The 16521-nt window shown below is 73.5% G+C and carries 15 protein-coding genes; 9 read left to right on the top strand and 6 right to left on the bottom strand.

Annotated features, from left to right (window positions below; all coding sequences use genetic code 11):
- Positions 1-107: 107 nt before the first annotated feature.
- Together ACIBSV_RS29005 and ACIBSV_RS29000 are read left to right on the top strand one after the other, a co-directional pair.
- On the top strand, positions 108-1130 hold the full coding sequence (locus tag ACIBSV_RS29005) for an ATP-binding cassette domain-containing protein (protein ID WP_395868096.1): 1023 nt from the start codon (positions 108-110) through the stop codon (positions 1128-1130).
- Complete coding sequence (locus ACIBSV_RS29000; protein WP_395868094.1) at positions 1127-1921, top strand: ABC transporter permease; 795 nt, start codon at positions 1127-1129, stop codon at positions 1919-1921. Before ACIBSV_RS29005 ends, ACIBSV_RS29000 begins: the two co-directional genes overlap by 4 nt.
- An 82-nt stretch (positions 1922-2003) precedes the next feature.
- Here the strand turns inward: ACIBSV_RS29000 and ACIBSV_RS28995 are convergent, their stop codons facing one another.
- The 3 genes from ACIBSV_RS28995 to ACIBSV_RS28985 form a co-directional block, all read right to left on the bottom strand.
- Positions 2004-3980 (bottom strand): hypothetical protein, encoded by a 1977-nt coding sequence (locus ACIBSV_RS28995; RefSeq protein ID WP_395868092.1) that lies wholly within the window; start codon positions 3978-3980, stop codon positions 2004-2006.
- 99 nt (positions 3981-4079) lie between these two features.
- The gene (locus ACIBSV_RS28990; RefSeq protein WP_395868090.1) at positions 4080-5333 is read right to left on the bottom strand and encodes an SLC13 family permease; all 1254 of its coding nucleotides are present in this window, start codon (positions 5331-5333) and stop codon (positions 4080-4082) included.
- A gap of 181 nt (positions 5334-5514) precedes the next feature.
- A complete protein-coding gene (locus tag ACIBSV_RS28985; RefSeq protein WP_395868088.1) occupies positions 5515-7797 on the bottom strand; it encodes an ATP-binding cassette domain-containing protein in 2283 nt (760 codons plus the stop codon).
- 194 nt (positions 7798-7991) lie between these two features.
- On the opposite strand from ACIBSV_RS28985, the gene ACIBSV_RS28980 reads away from it, so the two are divergent.
- The 3 genes from ACIBSV_RS28980 to ACIBSV_RS28970 are packed head-to-tail and all read left to right on the top strand — an operon-like array spanning position 7992 to position 11635.
- Complete coding sequence (locus ACIBSV_RS28980) at positions 7992-9896, top strand: hypothetical protein (protein WP_395868086.1); 1905 nt, start codon at positions 7992-7994, stop codon at positions 9894-9896.
- Positions 9897-9905: 9 nt separating this feature from the next.
- Positions 9906-10979, top strand: coding sequence for a tRNA (adenosine(37)-N6)-threonylcarbamoyltransferase complex transferase subunit TsaD (gene tsaD / locus ACIBSV_RS28975; RefSeq protein WP_395868084.1), 1074 nt, complete (start codon positions 9906-9908; stop codon positions 10977-10979).
- Positions 10937-11635 (top strand): GNAT family N-acetyltransferase, encoded by a 699-nt coding sequence (locus tag ACIBSV_RS28970; RefSeq protein ID WP_395868082.1) that lies wholly within the window; start codon positions 10937-10939, stop codon positions 11633-11635. Before tsaD ends, ACIBSV_RS28970 begins: the two co-directional genes overlap by 43 nt.
- Here the strand turns inward: ACIBSV_RS28970 and ACIBSV_RS28965 are convergent.
- Positions 11545-11790 (bottom strand): hypothetical protein, encoded by a 246-nt coding sequence (locus tag ACIBSV_RS28965; protein ID WP_395868080.1) that lies wholly within the window; start codon positions 11788-11790, stop codon positions 11545-11547. The genes ACIBSV_RS28970 and ACIBSV_RS28965 overlap by 91 nt on opposite strands.
- Positions 11791-11837: 47 nt before the next feature.
- On the opposite strand from ACIBSV_RS28965, the gene ACIBSV_RS28960 reads away from it, so the two are divergent.
- Positions 11838-12524, top strand: coding sequence for a helix-turn-helix domain-containing protein (locus ACIBSV_RS28960; RefSeq protein WP_395868078.1), 687 nt, complete (start codon positions 11838-11840; stop codon positions 12522-12524).
- Between the two features lie 30 nt (positions 12525-12554).
- Here the strand turns inward: ACIBSV_RS28960 and ACIBSV_RS28955 are convergent, their stop codons facing one another.
- Together ACIBSV_RS28955 and ACIBSV_RS28950 are read right to left on the bottom strand one after the other, a co-directional pair.
- Positions 12555-12968 (bottom strand): VOC family protein, encoded by a 414-nt coding sequence (locus ACIBSV_RS28955; protein ID WP_395868076.1) that lies wholly within the window; start codon positions 12966-12968, stop codon positions 12555-12557.
- 99 nt (positions 12969-13067) lie between these two features.
- Entirely contained in the window at positions 13068-14342 is a 1275-nt protein-coding gene (locus ACIBSV_RS28950) for an MFS transporter (protein ID WP_395868074.1), read from the bottom strand.
- Between the two features lie 159 nt (positions 14343-14501).
- On the opposite strand from ACIBSV_RS28950, the gene ACIBSV_RS28945 reads away from it, so the two are divergent.
- From ACIBSV_RS28945 to ACIBSV_RS28935, 3 genes are all read left to right on the top strand, one after another.
- Positions 14502-15395 carry a LysR family transcriptional regulator gene (locus ACIBSV_RS28945; protein WP_395868072.1) on the top strand — a complete coding sequence of 298 codons (894 nt, stop codon included), beginning with the start codon at positions 14502-14504 and terminating at the stop codon, positions 15393-15395.
- Between the two features lie 115 nt (positions 15396-15510).
- Positions 15511-16131: a YigZ family protein gene (locus tag ACIBSV_RS28940; protein WP_395868070.1), complete on the top strand. Its 621-nt coding sequence runs from the start codon at positions 15511-15513 to the stop codon at positions 16129-16131.
- A 119-nt stretch (positions 16132-16250) separates the two neighbouring features.
- Complete coding sequence (locus ACIBSV_RS28935) at positions 16251-16463, top strand: hypothetical protein (protein WP_395868069.1); 213 nt, start codon at positions 16251-16253, stop codon at positions 16461-16463.
- Positions 16464-16521: the final 58 nt, after the last annotated feature.

Genomic DNA, 16521 nt, shown 5'->3' with positions numbered 1-16521 from the left:
CCGTATGTCGTACGGTACGGCGTACGGAGCAACTTCGTACGTTGTACAGAGTTGGCTTTCGAGGGCATGACCCGAGAGCGCGACAAGCCGAACAAGAAGGGGTGTACATGCCACTGGCGATCTCCGCCGAGGGTGTGACCAAGACCTACGGCGCCGAGCGGGCGTTGGACGGGTTCGATCTGGAGGTGCCGGTCGGGACGGTGCACGGGCTGCTCGGACCCAACGGGGCGGGCAAGACCACGGCGGTGCGGATCCTGACCACACTGCTGGCGTCGGACGGCGGGCGGGCCGAGGTGGCCGGGCTCGACGTGACGCGGGACGCGGCGAGGGTACGGGCCCGGATCGGGCTGCTCGGGCAGCACGTCGCACTGGACGAGATGCTCGGCGGGCGGCAGAACCTGGAGATGTTCGGCCGGCTGCACCACCTGGGTGCCCGCAAGGCCCGGATCCGGGCCGGCGAGCTGCTGGAGCGGTTCGCGCTGACCGACGTCGCCACGCGGGCGGTGACCACGTACTCGGGCGGCATGCGGCGCCGGCTGGACCTGGCCGCGTCGCTGATCCTGGCGCCCGACGTGCTGTTCCTGGACGAGCCGACCACCGGGCTCGACCCGCGCGGGCGCACCGAGGTGTGGGACGCGGTGCGCGAACTGGTGGCGGGCGGCACCAGCGTGCTGCTGACCACGCAGTACCTGGAGGAGGCGGACATGCTCGCGGACGCGATCTCGGTGGTCGACCACGGCCGGGTGATCGCCCGGGGCACACCCACCGAGCTCAAGTCCCGGCTCGGCGGCGACCGGATCGACGTGGTGGTCCGCGACCCGCTCGACCTGGGCGCGGCGGCCGCGATCCTGACCGACGTGGGCGCCGGCAATCCGGAGATCCACCACGACCAGCGGCGGGTGGGCATCGCGGTCTCCGACCGGGTGGCCGCGCTGACCGGCACGGTGCGGGCGCTGCACGACGCGGGCATCGAGGCCGAGGACATCGCGCTGCGCCGACCCACGCTGGACGAGGTCTTCCTGACCATCACCGGAGTGCGTCGGGACGAGAAACCGGACGACCGCGCGGGCGGACCGCCGCGCGCGGCGGGCAAACCCGGCACGGGCGACAAGGCGGAGGTGGCCGGATGAGTACCGCACTGCGCTGGGCCGTGCTGGACACCTGGACGCTGACCCGGCGCGCGTTCGCGCACTGGGCCCGCCAACCCGCGCCGGTACTGGTCGGGTTGCTGTTCCCGGTGCTGATGGTGCTGATGTTCGGCTACCTGTTCGGCGGCGGAATGGACGTGCCGGGTGGCGGCGACTACCGCGAGTTCCTGATGCCGGGGATGTTCGCGATGACGATGGTCTTCGGCATCGAGTCCACCTTCACGGCGGTCGCCGGCGACGCCTCGCGCGGGGTGACCGACCGATTCCGGTCGATGCCGATGTCCCGCTCGGCGGTGGTCGGCGGTCGGGTGCTCGCCGACATGCTGCACGCCGCCGTCGGACTGCTCGTGCTGATCGGCTGCGGGCTCGCAGTGGGCTGGCGCTGGCACGAGGGACCGGGACGGGCGGCGCTCGCCGTCGCGCTGCTGCTGGCGCTGCGGCTGGCGGTGTTGTGGATGGGCATCTACCTGGCGCTGCGCGCGAAGGGGCCGGAGTCGGTCGCGGCCCTGCAGATCCTGGTCTGGCCGCTGGGCTTCTTGTCCAACGTGTTCGTGGCGCCGCAGACGATGCCCGGCTGGCTGGGCACGATCGCCGAGTGGAATCCGCTGTCCGCGAGCGCGGGCGCCGGCCGCGAGTTGTTCGGGAACCCCGGCTGGGCCGGCGGCTCCTGGATCGCCGACCACGCGGTCCTGATGGCCTTCGTCTGGCCGCTGGTGCTCATCGCGATCTTCGCGCCGTTGTCGGTACGGCGCTATCGCGGACTCGGGCGGTAGGGCTGCCCCGTCCCGGCACCGGGTCGGCGTCCGGCCGCTCGCGAACCCGCGAGCGGCCGGACGCGCCATCCACGGACCGCGATCAGGCGGGCCCCTCGCCACGCTCGACCAGATCCCAGGCGTGGGCGAACAGTTCGGGCAGGGTCAGGCGCCAGACCTGGTCCTCCCACACCCGTTTGCCGATCAAGTGCACACCCAGCAGATTCGCCTTCCACACCTCGATCGGCCACAGCGGCTTGCGGGCCTCGGCCCAGTCGCCCGGCAGGAAGACCCCACGACCGGCGCGCGCCCGCTTGTCCGCGACCACCACGCCGGCCGTCACCAACGCCGCCGCGGCCTGCCGGTGGCGGGCGGCGTTCCAGCCGTTCCACAGCCGGACCCGTCGATCGCTCGGGCGCGCGATCGCGAGCAGTTGCAGGTACAGCGCGGCGGCGTCGGCGTCCACGCCGAGTGCCTTCTCGACCCGTGCGACCGTCTCCGGCGCGCTCAGCGCCGGATTGCCCTCGTACCCGCCGACCGGCAGCGCGTCGCCGGCCACCCGATCCACCACCCGCGCGCACCAGTCCCCGCGCAGCATGTCGACGGCGTCGCGCACCGGTGCGCCACCGGAGGCGACCCGCCGCAGCAGGTTCGAACGCTCGTCGTCACCGTAGAGCGCGGGCCGGAAGTACAGCCGTACGAACGGATCGGGGGCGCGTTCGGTGGGTGTGGCGAGGGTGGCGATGGTCAGGCCGTCGTCGAAGTTCGCCGACGTCAGCGGGAGCGGTCCGGCATGCGGGCGATCGCCGAACAGCGCCCGCAGGCGGTCGGCGCCCTCGTTGGAGCGCGCGGTGTAGCCGGCGTTCAGCAGCAGTCCCGGATGATCGAGCCGGGCGCGCACGGCGGCCACCACGGCGGGCAGCCCGGCGCGGACCGGATCCCCGGCGGGCAACTCGGCGTAGACGGTCGGCAGCGCGACATCGAGCGCCATCAGGAACTCCGCGAACCAGCGCTCGCCCTGCCCTTCGCTGGTGCTGTACGTCCCATGGGTGCCCTCCACCAGCCACGAGTCGTGGTTCCGGCTGGTCAGCGGGTGTGTCTCGGGGGCCAGGAAGGCGGCGCACACGTGCGCGGCCGGGGTGTGCAGGGTGACGCGACCGAGCTCGGCGAGCACGGCGAGGGTCTCCTCCGGCACCGGCCGCGCCCGCCCGAACCGCTCCCGCCACGCGGCGGCGATCCCGGCCGCGAGCGCACCCGGGGCGGCGTCCTCCCACAGATCGGCCGGATCCTCGGGCAACACGCGCGCGAACAGCTCCAGCCGCTCGAGTTCGGTCAGCCGGCCCAACTCGTCGTAACCGGCGTCGGCTTCGGCCGTGCTCAGCCCGAGCAGGCGGCGCTGGTCGGGATTCAGCGGCGGCAGCGTGCGGATCCCGCCGGCATCGCCGGTCAGCAGCAGCACCGCCGCCGCCCGGGACACGCCCGTCTCCTCGGCGAGCAGTCGCGCCGCCGCCGGATCCCAGGCGATCGGCCCGCGTTCGCGCACCAGCGCGACCAGGCGGCGCAGTTGCCGCGCGTCGCCCCAGCCGTGGGCGACCTCGACCCAGTCGGTCGGCTCGCCGAACACGGGCGGATCGGCGTCCCCGGCCCGCACCTGGAGCACGCCGCAACGGCCGTCACGCGGCCACGTCGTGGCGATCGTGGCCCCTCGCCCGTCGCGCACGGCCTTGGCGTCGGCGCGCGCGGAACCCACGCGTATCCGGGTCGTCGGGTCGGCCAGCGGCGTGCCCGCCCAGTTCTCCAGGAACCCCAGCAGGGCCTCGCGCTGCTGCGCCGAGGTGGTCGGGGCCGCGGCGCGCAGCGCGATCGCGCCGATCCGGCCGATCAGCGGCGGCCAGGACCCGTCGCCGATGATCCCCGGGCCGTCCTCCTCGGCCGGCGGATCCCACGTGCCGGCGAGATAGCCGCCGACCCGCTCGACGCCCGCCAACACATTCCAACTCCACATCCCCAGACCGGTGACCAGCCCCGACAATGCCGGGGAGAGCCACTGATCACGAGGATCAACCGTCGTAGGTGCCATGCCGACATCCCTATCGCGTCGCGCCGACGCGGCCGGCGGCGCCCCACTCCCACGCGTTGCCACGGCTCACGACACCGGCGAGACCGGCGACGCCGACGCTCACAACACCAGCCACAACGCGGTCGTCGACGCGACCAGCCCCAGCGGCACGGTCAGCAGCCCCAGCCGAGTGAAGGCCGCCAGGTCGGCGTCCGTGTCGTGCTCGCGCAACACCCGCCGCCACAACAGCGTCGCCAGCGACCCGACGTAGGTCAGGTTCGGGCCGAGGTTCACCCCGATCAGCACGGCGAGCACGGGCCCCGGACCCGCGCCGGTGCTCGCAGTGAGCGGCAGCAGCGCGAGTACGGCCGGCAGGTTGTTGATCAGGTTCGCCAGACCGGCCGCGACGGCGGCGATCGCGAGCAGGGCCGGCCACGAGGACCCGGCCGGCAACACGTGGGCGAGCGCGTCGCCGAGCCCGTTGTCGACCACGGCGGTGACCACGACCCCCAGCGCGAGCACGAACAGGCAGAACAGCGGATCGGCCGCGCCGAGCAGGCCGCGCACCGTGGTGTGCCGGCGGCGCAGCGCGCGCACGCCGAGCACCAGCACACCGCCGAGCGCGGCCCACACCGGTTCGAGTCCGGCGAGCGAGGTGACCGCGAACCCGGCCAGCGTGCAGGCCAGGACGACCAGCACGAAGATCGGCACCCCGGTGGTCGGCGTCGCCGTCGGCGGGGTGAGCGGCGCGGCCAGGTCGGTGCGGAAGAAGCGGCGGAACACCACGTACTCGACCACGATCGCCACCAGCCACGGCAGCGCCATCAGCAGCGCGAAGCGCCCGAAGGACAGGCCGCTGACGGTGAACGCGAGCAGGTTGGTCAGATTCGACACCGGCAGCAACAGCGAGGCGGAGTTGGCCAGATGCGCACACGCGTACGCGTGCGGGCGGGCGCGGGCACCGACCCGCGCCGCCGTGGCGAACACCACCGGCGTCAGCAGTACGACGGTCGCGTCCAGGCTCAGCACGGCGGTCACCACGGCGGCGACCACGAACACCCCGGACAACAGCCGACCCGGCCGGCGCCGACACAACCGGGCCACCGCGTTCCCGGCCGCGACGAACAGGCCCTCGTCCGCGCACAGCTTGGCCAGCACCAGCACGGCGGCCAGGAACGCGACCACCGGCGACAACGTGCGCACCTGCTCCCGGGCCGCGTCGAAGGACACCGCCCCGGCGGCCACCACCAGGACCGCCGCCGGCACCGCGGCGACCGCCTCGGGCCATCCGCGCGGCCGGGCCACGGCGAACGCGAGCACCGCGGCCAGCAGCACGACGGACAACGTCTCGGCGGCGGCGGTACCCACGGTCATCTCCCCGGCGAAGGTCGGACGGTGCCGATCGACCGACCGGGTCGACGAGCGGCCCACCACCCTGCCGGCCGCCCTTTTCCGGCTCGACGGCGGGCCCGGGGTCGGGTATCCCGGGCCCGGAGTCGGGTTCCTCCGGCTCGGGGCCGCGCCGCCCGGCCCGCAGCCGGGTTCGTCCGAAGTGTCAGCTCGCCCGGGCCCGCTCCGCCGTCGCCAACGCGGCTCGCAGGAATTCCGCGGTCGCCGAGTCCTCGGCCTTGACCAATTCCGCCGGCGTGCCCTCGAACACCACCGTGCCGCCGTGCTTGCCGCCGCCCGGACCAAGGTCGAGGACGTGGTCGGCGCGCTTGACCACGTCCAGGTTGTGCTCGACCACCACGACGGTGTTGCCCGCGTCCACGAGCCGGTCCAGCAGTCGGATCAGTGTCTCCACATCGGACATGTGCAGGCCCGTGGTCGGCTCGTCGAGGATGTACACGCTGCCGGCCTTGTGCAGTTCGCTCGCCAGCTTGAGCCGCTGCAACTCGCCGCCGGACAGCGAACTCAGCGGTTGCCCCAGGGTCAGGTAGCCCAGCCCGACCGAGACCAGCGACCGCACCCGAGTGCGCAGCGCCTTCTCGGTGAAGTAGTCCACCGCCTCCTCGGCGGTCAGCGCCAACACCTCCACGATCGACTTGCCGCGCAGCCGGTACGCCAGGACCTCGTCGCGGAACCGCCGCCCCTCGCACGCCTCGCAGCGCGTGGTGACCGGGTCCATGAACGCCATGTCGGTCCGGATCACGCCGCGCCCCTGGCACTCGGGACACGCACCGAGCGAGTTGAACGTGAACATCCCCGGGTCCACGTCGTTGGCCTTCGCGAACAGCTTGCGCACGGTGTCCAGCACGCCGACGTAGGTCGCCGGCGTCGAGCGTGAGGAGATGCCCACGCCCGACTGGTCGACCACCACCGCCTGCGGGTGCGCGGCGACCAGCACGTCCGAGATCAGCGTGCTCTTGCCCGAGCCCGCGACGCCGGTGACCACGGTGAGCACGCCGGTGGGGATGTCCACGTCCACGTTCCGCAGGTTGTGCAGGTTCGCGCCGCGAATCTCCAGCGCGCCGGTGGGCCGGCGAAAGCTCGGCTTGAGCGGGCTGAGCCGGCGCAGCGCGCGCCCGGTCGGCGAGTTCGCGGCGCACAGTTCGGCGAAGCTGCCCTCGAACGTGACGGTGCCGCCGTGGATGCCCGCTCCCGGGCCGACGTCGACGACGTGGTCCGCGATCGCGATCACGTCCGGGTCGTGTTCGACCACCAGCACGGTGTTGCCCTTGTCCCGCAGCCGGGTGAGCAGGTCGTTGAGTCGGACCACGTCGCGCGGATGCAGTCCCACACTCGGTTCGTCGAAGATGTACGTCATCCCGGTCAGGCTCGAACCGAGGTAGCGCACCATCTTCAGCCGCTGCCCCTCGCCGCCGGACACCGTCGAGGTGGGCCGGTCCAGGTGCAGGTAGCCGAGCCCGATCGCGACGATCCGCTCCAACGCGACCGCCGCCGGTCGCGCGACCCGCCGCGCGACCGGATCGGCCAGTCCGGTGAGCACCTCGACCAGGTCGGCGATCTCCATCGCCGCGTAGTCCGACAACGAGCGGCCCTCGATCAGCGATGTGCGCGCCGCCTCGTTGAGCCGGGCCCCCGCGCAGTCCGGACACGCTCCGTCGGTGACGAACCGGGCGATCGTCTCGCGGCTCTTCTCCGCCAGCGCCGAGGTGTCCCGCTTGAGGTAGAGCCGGTTGAACCGGTCGACCAACCCCTCGTAGTCGATGTGGTGCCGGCCGTTGTTGTTGACGATCTCCACCTTGGCGCCGGTGCCGTACAGGAACAGCCGCCACTGCTCGTCGGTGAACTCGCGGATCGGGACGTCGGTGGGGTAGAGGTCGTGGTTCGCGTACAGCTGCCACTGCCAGCCGCCGACCGCGAACCCCGGGTGCCGGATCGCGCCGTCGCCGATCGTGCGGCTCGGGTCGATCAGCGCGTCCAGGTTCAGCCGGACGGTGTGCCCGAGGCCCTCGCAGGTCGGACACATGCCGTTCGGGTCGTTGAACGAGTAGTGGTTGGAGGGTCCGGCCGACGGGGTGCCGTGCCGCGAGAACAACACGCGCAGCAGCGGGTGGATGTCGGTCATCGTGCCCACCGTGGACCGCGAGTTGCCGCCGATCGGGCGCTGGTCGACGATGATCGCCGTCGACAGGTGCTCGATCGAGTCCGCCTCGGGGCGCTCGTGCTTGGGCAGCCGGTTGCGGATGAACGCCGTGAACGTCTCGGCGAGTTGCCGCTGCGACTCGACCGCGATGGTGTCGAACACGATCGACGACTTGCCCGATCCGGAGACTCCGGTGAACACCACGATCCGGTTCTTGGGGATGCGCAGCGACACCCCCTTGAGGTTGTGCTCCCGGGCGCCGGTGATCACGATGCTGTCGTAGTTCATGGCACCAACGTACGAAGGGGTCCCTGACACGTGTTGTCAAGGATTTCGGAGCGATTCGGCACCGGTCGCGGAACCGCCCGCTGTCGCGCGGACCGATGCGGCGGCGCACAAACGGGTTGCGCGGGACGGTGTCCATCCAGCACCATCGCCGCCATGACGAACCCGAACCGAGAGGGCGGCGACCGCCCCCGCGCGTGAACGCCCCGACGTCGGCGCCCGAGCCGATCGACCCGACCGACCCGACCGAGACGACCGCGGCGCCTTTGAGCCCGACGGTGCACGATCCGCTCTTCGCCGGCTACGGCGACGCGACGTACCAGGCGATTCTGGCCGATCGCGACGGCCCGACGGCCCGCGAGATGTTCGCGCGAAGCGCCGATCCGGATCCGGCCGTCCGGCGGCGCGTGATGACGCTGTTGACCACCGTGAGCCATGCGGTCCAGCGATGGCCGGCCGCCGCCGACATCGCCGCGAACCTGCTGATCGACCCCGACGAACGGGTACGCCGCGCGGCGGCCTGGCTGCTCGCGCAGGCCGATCTCGACCGGGCACTGCACATGGCCCACGAACCACCCGCCGACCCGGTGGCCGGCCTGGCACTCGTCGAGGCCGCGCTCGGCCGTTGGGCCCCCGGCACCGAGGCCGCGCGACTGGATCTGGCCGGGCACCTGCGCGAACACCCGGATCCGGCCGTGCGGTTGCGGGCGGGCTTCGCGGCGCTCGCGCTGTGCGCGCCGGAGCGGCGGGGGAACTGGGAGCGGGTGATCCGGGGCGCACTGGGCTCGGCCGAGCGCCTGTCCGGTCCGGGTTCGCCGGTCACGTGGAGCGCGGCCGAGCTGTTGGCCTCCGCGTTCGAGCGCGGCGGACGTGCCGAGATCGACTGGTACCTGTGGGCCGACCTGCTGATGCGTTCCCCGGACCCGGCGACGGCGCGGGTGGGGATCGGGTTCGGCCGCGAGGCGATCGGGAAGTGGCGGGCCGGCCCGGTCCGTTTGTTGCCGGCCCTCGGCCACGCGCTCGACCACGAGGACCCGGACGTACGGGCGGCCGCGCTGCACACGATCGGCGGCTCCACACAGGCCACCCGGGGCGCCGCCGACCGCCTGGCGCGACTGACGGCCGACCCGATCGCGGGCTGGCCGGCCGTCGTGGCCCTCGCGCGCGAGGGTGATCGCCGGGCACTCCCGGCGGTTCGCGCGGCACTGTTCACGGCGGCGACGGACGCGACGCACCCGGGGTTGACGCGGGCCGCGGCCGGCTTCGCCGACGACCCGTCGGCGCTCCTGCCGGCCGCCGGACTCGACCGACTGGCCAGGCACGACGCCGCCTCCTGTGTACGTTCGCTCCGCGAGCGGGGGTGCCTGCTGCCGGCGGCCGTGGCCGCGCTGAACCCCGACGCGCCGGCCGACGCGGCGGTGGTGCCCGCGTTGATCGCGACGCTGTCCGACGTGGCGAGCGTCGAGGCGCACACGTGGCCGCGCGCGCGGATCGCGCAGGTGCTGGGCGAGTTCGGCCCGGCCGCGGGCGAGGCCGTACCGCTGCTCGCGCGCCTGGTCGCCGAGGCGCCCGAGACGCTCGCACAACACGCCGCCCTCGCGCTGATCCGGATCACCGGCGATCGCCGGCTCGCGGAGGCCCGCCTCGACGCGCTCGAATCGGTGATCCGGCGACCGCGCCAGGCCGTGGTGCTCTTGGAGTGGCTGGTCGACAACGGCGGCCTGAGCCCGCGCCATTCGGCCGCGCTGTGGTCGATGGCGGCGGACCCCGACCGGACCTACGCCCGCGTCCTGGAACCGCTGTGGCGGCATGCCGGCGCCGCCGCGCTGCCGGTCCTGCTCGCGTCGCTGCCGCGATTGCTGGACGCCGACGTGTACGCCTCGTCCGTGTACCGCCTGCTGGACGAGATGGGCGCGGCGGCGGCCCCGCTGCTGCCCGCCCTGGACACGATCGTCGACTCGCCCGAGCGCCCGCCGCTCCTCGACGACGACCGGGACCGGATACGCCTGGACGAGGCGCTCGTCGAGCGCGCCCGCGCCGCGCGGGCCCGGATCGCCGCAGCTATTGCAAGTGGTGTGCAAGTACTCGGTAATGGCAACTAAGCTCGTGCCATGAGTGCCTCACCCATCGTCCTCGGCATCGAATCGTCCTGCGACGAGACCGGAGTCGGCCTGGTCCGGGACGGCCGGCTGCTCGGCCACGCGGTGGCCACCAGCATGGCCGAACACGCCCGATTCGGCGGCGTCGTACCGGAGATCGCGGCCCGCGCGCACGTGCACGCGGTCACCCCGACGGTGCGCGCCGCGCTGGACGCGGCCGGGCTGCGCCGGCGCGACATCGGCGCGGTCGCGGTGACCACCGGCCCCGGTCTGGCCACCGCGCTCCAGGTCGGCGTGGCCGCCGCGAAGGGCTTCGCACTCGCGCTGGACGTGCCCCTGTACGGCGTGCACCACCTGGCCGGACACGTCGCCGCCGACACCCTCGAACACGGCGCGCTGCCCGACCCGTGTGTCGTGCTGATCGTCTCCGGCGGCCACACCTCGCTGCTGCTCGTGCGCGACCTCGCCCGCGACCCGATCACCCACCTCGGCGACACGCTCGACGACGCGGCGGGGGAGTGCTTCGACAAGGTGGCCCGGGTGTTCGGCCTGCCCTACCCGGGCGGGCCGGCGATCGATGCCGCCGCGCGCGACGGCGACCCGCGCGCCGTCGCCTTCCCGCGCGGGCTCACCGGACCGCGTGACGACCCGTACGCGTTCTCCTTCTCCGGTCTCAAGTCCGCCGCCGCCCGCTGGGCCGAGCGCTCGCGCGCCGCAGGCGCCGAGTTGCCGGTCGCCGACGGCGCCGCCGCGCTCCAGGAGGCGGTGGCCGACGTGCTGACCCGAAAGGCCGTCGCGGCCTGTGTCGCACACGACGTGCGCACCCTCGTCGTGGTCGGCGGCGTCGCGGCCAACTCCCGGGTGCGCTCGCTCGCGGCCGAGCGCTGCGCCGCCGCGGGCATCACGCTGCGGGTGCCGCCGCCGCGCCTGTGCACCGACAACGGCGCGATGATCGCCGCCGTCGGCGACCTGCTGATCCGCGCCGGCGTCGCGCCGGCCCCGCTCGACGTGTCGATCGACCCGTCCGCACCCCTGGAGTACGCGTGCCTGCACCCCGTGGCGACACCCGCGCGAGCGGCCGGATGACCCCGGAGATCCGCCGATTCACCGCCGCCGAGCTCACCCGGTACGCGGAGGGCATCCGCGCCGTCTACGCCGAGGCCTTCGCCGAACCGCCGTGGGACGAGGGGCCGGAGCAGGCCGACGAGTACCTGCGGCGGCTGGCGGCGGACGCCGGCCGGCCCGGCTTCGTCGGCGTCGTCGCGGTGGCCGAATCCACCGGCGCCGTGCTCGGGTTCTGTACCGCGTGGACCACCACGACACCGATGCCCACCGGCCGCTCGTACGACCGGGTCGCCGAGACGCTGGGTCCGGAGCGGACCCGGGCGTGGCTCTGCGGCGCGCTGGAGGTGGACGAACTCGCGGTCTCCGGCGCGGCCCGGGGCACCGGAGCCGCCGCCGCGCTGCTGGAAGCGGTGACCGCCGACGCCGTCGACGGCCGCTCCTGGTTGCTCACCTCCACGCAGGCGGAACCGGCCCTGCGCTTCTACGCGCGCCAGGGTTGGCGGCGGATCGCCTCGGCCGAGTGGCCGGGCACGGTGGTGCTGCTGCACCCCCGGCACCCGGCGCACGATGCGGCGGTGCCGCAGGGTCAGGGCGCGGAGCGCAGCAACCAGTCGTTGTTCGCGTCGCGGCCGAACTCGGGGTCGTTGGGCGGATCGGCCGGGAGTTCCTCGACCTGATCGGCCGGTGCCACCCGCTCGGGCAGCTTGCCCCAGCGCTCGGCGCGAGCCGCCTCGGCGGTGCGATCGGCGGCCTTGTCGGGAGTCTCCTCCACCGACGGATGTCCACGCTGCTCTTCGTTGCCCATGAGCCCCTGCCCGGTTCGGACGTGCACGCTGACACCCCAACGGTACCGCCACCCGACCCGGGGATACTGGGGACGTGTATGTCGAACGTCGTTCCCGGCTGGCACCGCTGATCGTGTGGACCCGCACGGTCGAGACGGCCGGATCCGGTCGCGTGCTGCCGGACGGGTGCATGGACCTGATCTGGTCCGGCGACGAGTTGATCGTGGCCGGACCCGACACCGCCGCGCACCTGGTCCAGGACAGCCCGGGCGCGCGCCACGCGGCGGTGCGCTGCGCCCCCGGGTTCGGGCCCGCGCTGTTCGGGACGCCCGCCGACGCGCTGCGCGACCGGCGGGTCCCGCTGGCCGATGTGTGGGGCGAGCGCGACGCACGGGAGTTGGCCGAGCGAATCTCCGCCGCCGCCGACCCGGCCGCCGTCCTGGAACACGTGGCCGCCGAGCGGCTGCGCGAGCACGACGCCGACACGGCACGGTTCGCAGGCACCGTGGTCGGCGAACTGCGGGCCGGCGCGGACGTCGCCACGGTCGCGGCCGGGGTCAACCTGAGCGAGCGTCAACTGCACCGCCGCTCGCTCGCCGCGTTCGGCTACGGGCCCAAGACGCTGGCCCGGGTGCTGCGCCTGGACCGCGCGCTGGACCTGGCCCGACGGGGCGTCCCGGCCGCCAGGGTCGCGGCCGTCACCGGCTACGCCGACCAGGCCCACTTCGCGCGGGACGTCAAGGCGCTGGCCGGCGTCCCGCTGCGCACCCTGCTGGGTTGAACCCCGACGCTCGCCCCGCTGCCCGGCCGGCTACTGTGCGGCGTCCGGCAGGGGTGCCATCAGGTCGACGCCGTTTCCGTCCGGGTCGTGCACGACCGCGTACCGCTGGCCCCAGAACGCGTCCCACGGCGGCAGGTGGCCGGTGTGTCCGGCCGCGACCAGTTCGCCGTACAGCTTGTCCACCGCGGCCGGATCGGCGCACATGAAGGCCAGCGCGGCCCGATGACCGCCGGTCGGCGCGGTCCACTCGGGGTCGAACGAGCGGACCGTTCCGACCGTGTCCAGGACCAGCAACGGCCCGCCGGGCAAGGTCACCTCGACGTGCGGCAGCGCGTCGTCCCCGGCGGGGATGTCCAGGCCGAGCGCGCGGTAGAACGCGAGCGACGCGGGCATGTCGGCGACCACGAGGCCGATGAAGTGGAAACGCAACGCGGGAGAAGTCATGCCCTCACGCTAGCCGGCGCCGGCGGCCGGGATCTTGAACGAATCGGACGTGTTCGCGCGACGGACCCGAACGTGTTCGCGTGACGCGTCCGGACGAGTTCAGGCCCGTGCCCGACGAGTCGCCGTCACGGCCAGCAACCCGGTCGCCGCGGCCAGGGCGCCGCCGAACCACAACACGGCGGACGTGGCCACCGCGTCCACCGCGACGCCGCCGAGCAGCGAACCGAGCGCGATGGCGACCTGGAAGCCGGTCACGAACACCGCCGACGCCGCCTCGGGGGCGTCCGGCGCCGAGCGCGACAACCACGCCTGCAACCCCACCGGCACCGCGCCGTACGCGAGCCCCCACGCGAGCATCGCGGCCACCGTGCCCGGCGTCCATGTCCGGGTCAGCGCGAGCAGCACGACCGAGACGCCGAGCAGCCCGGCCGCGACCGCGAGCGTGCCGTGCGGGGCGCGTCCGGTGTACGCGCCGGCCACGAAGTTGCCGACCACACCGGCCACGCCGTACCCGAACAGCAGCCCGCCGATCGGCCCCGGACCCAGGTCGCCGACCCGCTCCAGGACGGGCCGGATGTAGGTGTACGCGCCGAAGTGCCCGGCGATCACCAGGATCAGCCCCGCGGCGCCCAGGAGTACGGGACCGCGGCCCAGCAGCGCCCGCAGCTCGCTCGGTCGCACGGCCCGTTCGGCGGGCAGCGGCGGGAGCAGCAGCAACAGCGCGGCAAGGACCACCGCGGCGAGCCCGGCCATGGCGGCGAACGCGACGCGCCAACCGGCCCATTCGCCGATCATCGTGCCGATCGGCACACCGACCACCGAGGCCACCGACACCCCGCCGAAGATCATCGCGGCGGCCCGGCCGACCGATCGGGCGGGTACCAGGCGGACCGGCAGGCTCGCGCCGATCGCCCAGAAGCCGCCGAGGCCGGCGCCCACCAGGACCCGGGCGACCAGCAGGGTGGCGAAGTTCGGCGCCAGCGCGCTGATCGTGTTGGCGGCCAGCAGCACGAACATCATTACGGCCAGCACGATCCGCCGATCCACCCGACCGGCGGCGACGAGCACGATCGGCGCGGCGACGCCCGCGACCACCGCGGCCAGCGTCATGGCCAGCCCGGTGGTGCCGTCGGACACGTGCAGGCCGTGCGAGATCGGGGTGAGCAGGCCGACCGGGAGCATCTCGGTGCTGACCACCGCGAAGGTACCGACGGAGACGGCCGCGACGGCGAGCCAGGACCGGGCGCCGGCCCTCTCGGCGGCCGACCCGGATTCGGCGGCGGACCCGGGAGCAGAGGCCTCGGGATCGGCGGCGGACCCGGGATCTGCGATTGACGAAGGGGACGAAGCGGTGTCGACGACTGGGTTGGACATGGCGTCAACCCTGGTCACCGGGCCGGGACCGAACAACGGCCAAGATCGCATGCGTGCACAAGCCTCGCTTATGCTCGCAGGTCGAAGTCCGGTGCCGGGTCCGAGCGGGCATCGCGTACTGGCCCGGTCGACCCGTACCCGAGGGGGAGGAGAGCGCGGATGAGCGTGGAGTTCCGCGAGTTGGAGTGTTTCGTCGTGTTGAGCGAGGAACTGCACTTCACCCGCACCGCCGCCCGGCTCTACACGTCGCAGGCCCGGGTCAGCCAACTGCTGCGGCAACTGGAGGATCGGATCGGCGCCCGGCTGTTCGAGCGCAGCAGCCGTCGGGTCGAGCTCACGTCGCAGGGCGCACTGTTCCTGGCCGAGATGCGGCCCGCGTACGCCGAACTCACCGACGCGGTCGAGCGCGCCCGCTCCCGAGCCCGGGGCATCGAGGGTGTGCTGCGGATCGGCTTCGTCGGCACGCCCTACGGCACCCTCCTGGACCTGGTCGGCGACTTCCGCGCCGGACATCCGCAGGCCCGCGCCGACCTGGTCGAGACGCCGCTGTCGGATCCGTTCGGCGCGGTGCTGCGCGGCGAGATCGACGCGGCCTTCGTGACCCTGCCGGTGGTCGACCCCGCGCTGCGCACCGGCCCGGTGATCGCCGCCGACCCGCTCGTGCTCGGGGTCTCCACCCGGCACCCGTTCGCGCGGCGCGAGCACGTGGACGCCGAGGAGTTGGCCGAGTGCGCGCTCGTGGACATCGCCGGGCCGGCCCCGGCGCGCTGGCGTGAACTCCAGTCGCCGACGGTGACCCCGGGTGGTCGCCCGATTCCCCGCGGACCGGTCGCCGGCACCCTCCAGGAGGTGTTGTCGCTGATCGCCGCCGAGCGGGGAGCGCTGCTGTTCTGTGCGCAGTTCGCCGGCTACAACGGGCGCCCCGACGTCGCGTTCGTGCCGGTCACCGGCCTGGCCGAGTCGGCGGTCACGCTCACCTGGCGGGCCGGGCACGAGACGAACCTGCTGCGCTCCTTCGTCGCCGTGTCGAGCCGGCCGCCGATGGCGGCCTGACCCTGGGCGCGTCTTCGATCCCCGCGGGGCTTTGAAGACACGCCCTATGGCGAGCGCCCGTGGCGACGGGCCATACCGTGGGGGCGTTCACCGATGCCTGCCGAAGGACCTGGTCATGCCACTGCTCACGATCAAGTCCGAAGGTGAGGTCGAGGTCGAGGTTCGGCGCTCGCGCTTTCTGTGCGCCGTCGCGCGGGTGGCCGACGACGCCCAGGCGCAGGCATTCCTGGCCCGGCGCCGGGCGCTGCACCCCTCCGCGCGGCACAACTGCTCGGCGTGGATCGCGGGCGGCCGGGAGAAGGGATACGACGACGGCGAACCGTCCGGTACGGCGGGTGCGCCGATGCTCCAGGTGCTCCGGCGCCGCGAGCTCACCGAGACGGTCGCCGTGGTGACCCGATACTTCGGCGGCATCATGCTCGGCGCCGGCGGCCTGATCCGGGCGTACGGCTCGGCGGTGACCGAGGCGGTGGACACGGTCGGGGTGGTCGAGTTGCGACCGATGCTGGTGCTGACGGTGGACGTCGACCACGCGCACGCCGGCCGGTTGGAGAACGACCTGCGCGGGCTCGGCCACGAGGTGCGCGACATCCGGTACGGGGCCGAGGTGGCGATCGACGTGTGCGTGCCGGAGCCGGATCGGGAGCGCTTCACCGCGCGGTTGACCGACCTGACCGGCGGCCGGGCGAGCGCCCGCGAGACGGGGCGCACGTTCGTCGAGGTGGACGCCTCCTGAAACATTTCCTGACGGACTTCTCACGCCGGTGTGCGCCGGCCCGGTTGAAACGCGCCCCAGGTCGGAACACCAAGGGGTGTATGGGGTGCTCGCACGGGGCTGCGGGAAATGAGGAAGTGATGACGGCTGGATACGACGAGAGGTCGGCGACCGACCAAGCGAAGGTCGACCGGGCCGTTCGCGAGCGGGTGATTCGGGCTCGCGCGGTGTTGTCCGAGGCCAGCGCCACGCACGACACGAACGCGTTGTCCCCCGCGTTGGACGAATTGGAGGACGCGTTGCACGCCGCACGGGAATACGGCGTGACGGTCCCACCGACGGGCAACGGCTGATCGCGCCGGGTCAGGGGTCTCGGGCAACCCCGCGTCGGCGGGTCCGACGACGAAGCGG

The organism is Embleya sp. NPDC050154 (genome assembly GCF_044460165.1).
Lineage (GTDB): Bacteria > Actinomycetota > Actinomycetes > Streptomycetales > Streptomycetaceae > Embleya.
This window is presented reverse-complemented; position numbering and strand designations above follow the sequence as displayed.